A 5,820-nucleotide genomic window follows, 5' to 3' on the forward strand; every position below is an offset into this window, starting at 1 on the left:
ATCCTCTCTGGCAAGCAGAAAGTGGACTTATGAGTCAGTTATCAGACTGAGAGAGCACCCAGTCTATTCTTCAAAAACGTGAACTTCCAGAGGGCTTTCCTTGATGCTTTGTTCTATTCGATACAGTTTTCGGATGTAGGCCAAGCCCATATCCGCCTACCTGTTTTGTTTGTCCCTTTTTAGCCTTTTCTAGCTTCGTCTAATTTGCGCTCTGCATGGGTCGTTATGCCCTTCGGGTGCAGCCTTGGTTGATAATACCCGGCAGGCGACTGATGGCGGCGTAGCCTTCATAGCCGCCGGTTTGCAGGTATCCCTGGTAGCCATCCAGTAGCTTCAGGGGAATTGAACCACTCCGACCGGACGAGTAATCGGACAGGATGATTTTCTGGTCAGCTGCGGGTTCTGCAACCTGAACCCACATGTAGAACCAATGGCACTGACTTAAGCTCACTTCCCTTCTTCGTATATAATACCTGGGTGACGGTTTCATCGAAATGCACTAGCGGGGCTTCCAGCAACTTGTCCCGCATCAGGTTGATTAACGGTTGCACCAGGTCGCCGCAACGCATCATCCATGCCGGTGTGGTTGCCCGGGCGATATCAACACCTAAGACCAAAAGTAGCCTGACGCTGCCCCTTCATGCGTGTGTTGACTTGCCTACAAATTTTGAGCAGTTACATATTATCAGATGCCGATAGTTAAATTATAAAAGAACTGGAACTTATTCCTTAGTTCGTAATCAAAATATTTGATAGCGAACTAAGTAGTTAGTCACATGAAATCATATTTTCTAATCAATTGGATAGCCACTCTCGGCAACTTGCTCCTACGTTGTGCCTTGTATAGTAACTATCCAACCGGCCAGAATTATTAGATTCCAAATGGCCAACTACCTAAGTAGTTGATCAAATGTAATCGAATAATCCTGCCCGATTAAATATTAATGCAGCTGATGACATGTGCTGCAATAGTTATAGAGAGGTTATGGCTAATTGTGTTTGCCTCGATGTACTGTTAACTCAAGCAGTCACAATGTCAGCAATGCTTACTGCTCGGTCAGTGATTTATTCGAAAGCAAATGGTTAACTACTTACCACCTACTTAAACTATGAGGTTATTAAATATGGATACTATTAATGCAGCAGCATCGGTTGATGCTATATCAAATAGAATATGGAATCTATGTAACAAAAAAAACAAGAAAAATATATTTACAGTATTCCAAAAAGAAGGTGAGATTAATATAGGCAATATAACAAAAGGAATGAAAAGCAAGGATGGTTTACAAGGATTACTTTCTACGCTCATGAACAATAGAAAGATAGAAAGCGTTGTAAACACTTTGCGTTCAGTTTTTAATAATGACACGGAATTCAACGAGCATGCTGAAAAACTATTTTCTCACTTGCAGGAAGATAAACCTTCAAATGCACTTGCAGAGTCTAATTCCACTAGTAACAATGAAAATTCATTTAACCAACAGCCAATATTTATTTCAGAGGGTTTCATTCTTCATCCTGACAAGGAAGTACCGTGTGATTCTGAGCCAAGCTTCTATAAAACCCAACATGAATGGGAAGGAAGTAATCCAGTTAACTCTATAACAGTGACAGCCATAGTTGGCCCTGCTGGTGGAACAATAGGCATGGGAAAAGATCATAGAGGTAATCAATATAGTTATTTTAAAAGTGGTAACAATATCGAGAATCAAAAAAAACAGTTGGAAGAAAAAAGTATCGCTATATTAGGCGAGCTTGCAAACAAGATAACAGGTGATGGCAATCAGGTTTATAAAATCTGTCTTTCGGTAAATTATCCAGAAGATACAGATAGGCACGTCAAGATTGATAATCACTTTTTATTTTTCAACCAAAATACTTATACAACCTGTTCAAATAGTGAATTAGTATCAGGTGAGCCGAATGTTTTACCAGAGTGCTTAAATAGTAAAGATGAGCTACGGTCTATCACTATAAATTGTACAAAAAACGGTCTTAACAGCTTGCTTGGATGCTCTAAGCCACTGGAAGAACTGATGAAAGGCGATTTAATGATTGAGGGTGAACCAGAATTGTTTAAAAAGATAGCTTCAGCCTATAGTGAAATGCTTCTGAAATAGGATGTTTCAGAGGTTGTTGAAGGATGCTCTTTCTGAATAATTGACTGATGTTACGCATCTCTACTATATGTAGTGATGCGTCCATTCAGACAAAATATTACTGGTAGTAGTAAACGACAGCAAAGGGTGGGACTGGCTGAATTGGCTGACTGTCGTTGGAAAACATAACCATCCTCCGTGATGAGTATTGAACCCTCTATCGTCATCACAAAGGTGAACTTGATCGGGTTAAACTGAGGCCATCTACTGAACTGACATATCCACGCAAAATTGACCGATATCAACAAACCATGAATTAAACAAAACTGCGGCATATCGAAATATACCTACCATGCTCGTATCTGTACTATAGTCTTCGAACTGTTTTCTGTCCCTGCACGTAAAGCCGTGGTGCGCAATGACAGCAAAGCCAACTGATAACCTGTGAAGCTCACACCAGATGAGTCAGGCCACTTTCCAGCAACGAACAACTCGGACTGACTTGGGTTACTTCTGCGGATACTCTTTCCTCAAGGCTCCCGGTTGAACGGGAACTTTAATAGAAAACGTCCGCTCCAATAATCAGAGAACGCCGGGATTAAAGCACGTCGCTGTTAGCCATCAAGGCAACGTGAATCTGGCTGATGCTGACATTACGTTCTACCCTGTAGTTGCCGGGGTCTTATCCTGAATTTACCTGTGGAGGAGCTTTATGATTATCGACGAAGTCATAGAACTCTCGCGCTTTCAATTTGCCATTACTGCGCTCTATCATTTTTTATTTGTTCCCCTGACCCTTGGCATGACGTTTATGCTGGCGATCATGGAATCCGTCTATGTGATGACGGGGAAGCAAATCTACAAAGACATGACCCGATTCTGGGGCAAACTCTTTGGTATTAACTTTGCCATTGGTGTGGCCACCGGCCTGACCATGGAATTCCAGTTTGGCACCAACTGGTCCTACTACTCTCACTACGTGGGCGATATTTTCGGCGCACCGCTGGCCATTGAAGCCCTGATGGCGTTCTTTCTCGAATCCACCATGGTGGGCATGTTCTTCTTCGGCTGGGATCGTCTGAGCAAAGTACAACATCTGGCGTGTACTTGGTTGATGGCAATCGGCACCAACCTTTCCGCTCTCTGGATTTTGATTGCCAACGCCTGGATGCAAAACCCGGTAGGCGCTGAATTCAACTTCGAAACCATGCGCATGGAAATGACCAGCTTTGCTGATCTGATTCTGAACCCGGTTGCCCAAGTGAAATTCATTCACACCGTGGCCGCAGGTTACACCACGGGGGCGATTTTCGTACTCTCCATCTCTGCTTACTATCTGTTGCAGAATCGGGATATTGGTTTTGCCCGTCGTTCGTTTGCCGTAGCTTCCGGCTTTGGTCTGGCTGCAATTCTGTCCACCATTTTACTAGGCGATGAATCCGGTTATGAACTGGGTGACGTGCAAGAAGTAAAACTGGCCGCCATCGAAGCAGAATGGGATACCCACCCTGCCCCTGCTAGCTTTACCGTGATTGGTATTCCTGATCAGGAAAACATGGAGACCGACTTCGCCATTAAGATTCCTTATGTGATGGGCATCATTGCGACCCGCTCTCTGGATGAAGAAGTCATGGGCATCAAGGATCTGATCGAAAACAAAGTCGTCCGTATCAAAAGCGGCATGGGTGCTTACGAGTTACTCCAGAAACTCAAGAATGGCGAGGACACTCCGGAAAACCGTGCGGCCTTCTTAGAGGTTGTGGACGACCTGGGTTACGGCTTATTGCTGACCCGTTATACCGATGACATTCCATCCGCTAACGACGCCATGATTCGCCAGGCCGCTGAAGATGCCATCCCAACGGTGTGGCCACTGTTCTTCGCGTTCCGCATTATGGTGGGCTGTGGTGTTCTGATGCTGCTGCTATTGGTGACAGCGTTCGTGAAAACAGCAAAACGCAACGAGTACAAGAGCCGACTCTTCCTGAAACTTTGCCTGTGGTCGTTACCACTGCCGTTTATCGCCAGCGAAATGGGTTGGTTTGTTGCCGAGTTTGGACGTCAGCCGTGGTCTATTTCCGGCATCTTGCCCACATACCTTTCCGCTTCCAGCAGAACAGTGACCGACCTGTATCTCAGCATCGCCGGTTTTACTCTGTTCTACGGTATTTTTGCTGTGGTGGAAGTGTGGCTGATGCTGAAGTTTGCCAAAATGGGCCCAAGCAGCCTGCACACAGGACGCTACCACTTTGAGCAAAAGCCAGTAACCCATCTTGACCCGAAGAATGCATAAGGAGTGATGACGATGGATTATGAAATTCTTCGATTAATCTGGTGGGTACTGATCGGCGTACTGTTCATTGGTTTTGCCATTATGGATGGTTACGATCTGGGTACTGCCAACCTTCTGCCTTTTATGGCAAAAAGCGACATTGAACGTCGAATCATGATTAACGCCGTAGCGCCCCACTGGGATGGCAACCAGGTATGGCTGGTGACTGCTGGCGGCGCACTGTTCGCAGCATGGCCAACAGTATATGCCACTGCATTTTCTGGCTTTTACTGGGCAATGGTATTGACGTTATTTGCCCTGCTGATTCGTCCAATGGCCTTTGACTACCGATCAAAACTGGAAGACACCCGCTGGAGAAACGCCTGGGACTGGGGCTTGTTTGCCAGCGGCATTGTGCCTTCCATCGTTTTCGGCGTAGGCTTTGGCAACATCTTTGTGGGCTTTGGTTTTGAACTGGATGAATTTATGCGATCCAGCTTCACTGAAAACTTCTTTGATTTGCTCAACCCATTCTCTCTGCTTTGCGGTGTTGTCAGTGGTGCCATGCTGACCATGCAGGGCGCCGTATGGCAGAAACTACGCTCCGGTGCTCCTATTCGTCATCGTGCGTCCATCGTCGCCCGCTATTCAGCACTGGTGACACTGGTGGCCTTTGCTATTGGTGGACTGTGGATTGTCAATATCGATGGCTATCAAATCACCAGCGTGATTGACCCCAATGCACCTTCTAGTCCACTGAACAAAACCGTTGTAGTGGGCGAAGGGTTGTGGCTGAGCAATTACAGTCAGTATCCGATCATGATGATTGCTCCTGTGCTTGGCTTTCTTGGTACCATTGGCGTAATTCTGTTTTCTGGCACTCATAAAGATGCTTTAAACTTTATCTGCTCTTCATTGGCTCAGGCCGGCATCATTATGACGGCGGGCTTCAGCCTGTTCCCGTTTGTATTGACGTCCAGCGCAAACCCAACCTTCAGTCTCACCATCTGGGATGCCACTTCCAGCTTCATGACCCTGGCGATCATGACCGGTGTAGCCGCGATCTTTGTGCCTACCATTCTTGGCTACACCACTTGGTGTTTTTACAAGATGTGGGGACGCATGACCGCCGAACAGATTGAACAAGAAAGCCACTCACTGTACTGAAAGGGAAAAAGATTATGTGGTACTTCGCATGGATACTGGGTGTATTACTGGCCTGTGCTTTCGGCATCATCAATGTGATGTGGTATGAATTTCATAGCGATCATTTTGATAATGAAATCAATGAGTTAGACTAATTTAAGGTGAGGTTAAAGGACGACGTCGATCTGTAATTGCAGGTCTGCAAATGGGGTGCTCTCTCAGTCTGATAACTGACTCATAAGTCCACTTTCTGCTTGCCAGAGAGGATGTTCGTCCAAAGCTGTTCCCATCGGCCCTTACTTT

The 5,820-nt window shown here is 45.6% G+C and carries 6 protein-coding genes; 4 read left to right on the forward strand and 2 right to left on the reverse strand.

The genetic code is table 11. The features are described from left to right. Window positions 1-223 precede the first annotated feature (223 nt). Both AKL11_RS13965 and AKL11_RS26660 read right to left on the reverse strand, forming a co-directional pair. The gene (locus AKL11_RS13965) at window positions 224-451 is read right to left on the reverse strand and encodes an IS66 family transposase (protein WP_253705207.1); all 228 of its coding nucleotides are present in this window, start codon (window positions 449-451) and stop codon (window positions 224-226) included. Next, entirely contained in the window at window positions 390-617 is a 228-nt protein-coding gene (locus AKL11_RS26660) for an IS66 family transposase (RefSeq protein ID WP_095210392.1), read from the reverse strand. The genes AKL11_RS13965 and AKL11_RS26660 overlap by 62 nt, the downstream gene beginning before the upstream one ends. Window positions 618-1,124: 507 nt before the next feature. On the opposite strand from AKL11_RS26660, the gene AKL11_RS13970 reads away from it, so the two are divergent. The 4 genes from AKL11_RS13970 (at window position 1,125) to cydX (ending at window position 5,672) form a co-directional block, all read left to right on the forward strand. Continuing rightward, a complete protein-coding gene (locus tag AKL11_RS13970; RefSeq protein ID WP_067581496.1) occupies window positions 1,125-2,120 on the forward strand; it encodes a hypothetical protein in 996 nt (331 codons plus the stop codon). Window positions 2,121-2,811: 691 nt separating this feature from the next. Next, a complete protein-coding gene (locus tag AKL11_RS13975) occupies window positions 2,812-4,392 on the forward strand; it encodes a cytochrome ubiquinol oxidase subunit I (RefSeq protein WP_067518536.1) in 1,581 nt (526 codons plus the stop codon). Between the two features lie 12 nt (window positions 4,393-4,404). Then, window positions 4,405-5,538, forward strand: a complete 1,134-nt coding sequence (gene cydB, locus AKL11_RS13980) for a cytochrome d ubiquinol oxidase subunit II (protein WP_216636422.1) — start codon at window positions 4,405-4,407, stop codon at window positions 5,536-5,538. 14 nt (window positions 5,539-5,552) lie between these two features. Then, window positions 5,553-5,672, forward strand: a complete 120-nt coding sequence (gene cydX / locus AKL11_RS13985; RefSeq protein WP_067518539.1) for a cytochrome bd-I oxidase subunit CydX — start codon at window positions 5,553-5,555, stop codon at window positions 5,670-5,672. Window positions 5,673-5,820: the final 148 nt, after the last annotated feature.

This window comes from Endozoicomonas ascidiicola (assembly GCF_001646945.1).
GTDB lineage: Bacteria > Pseudomonadota > Gammaproteobacteria > Pseudomonadales > Endozoicomonadaceae > Endozoicomonas > Endozoicomonas ascidiicola.

What these genes read in the sequence shown, in the direction of transcription:
- AKL11_RS13970 (WP_067581496.1), top strand. Translation starts at nt 1,125, where the DNA reads ATGGATACTATTAATGCAGCAGCATCGGTTGATGCTATATCAAATAGA.
- AKL11_RS13975 (WP_067518536.1), top strand. Translation starts at nt 2,812, where the DNA reads ATGATTATCGACGAAGTCATAGAACTCTCGCGCTTTCAATTTGCCATT.
- cydB (WP_216636422.1), top strand. Translation starts at nt 4,405, where the DNA reads ATGGATTATGAAATTCTTCGATTAATCTGGTGGGTACTGATCGGCGTA.
- cydX (WP_067518539.1), top strand. Translation starts at nt 5,553, where the DNA reads ATGTGGTACTTCGCATGGATACTGGGTGTATTACTGGCCTGTGCTTTC.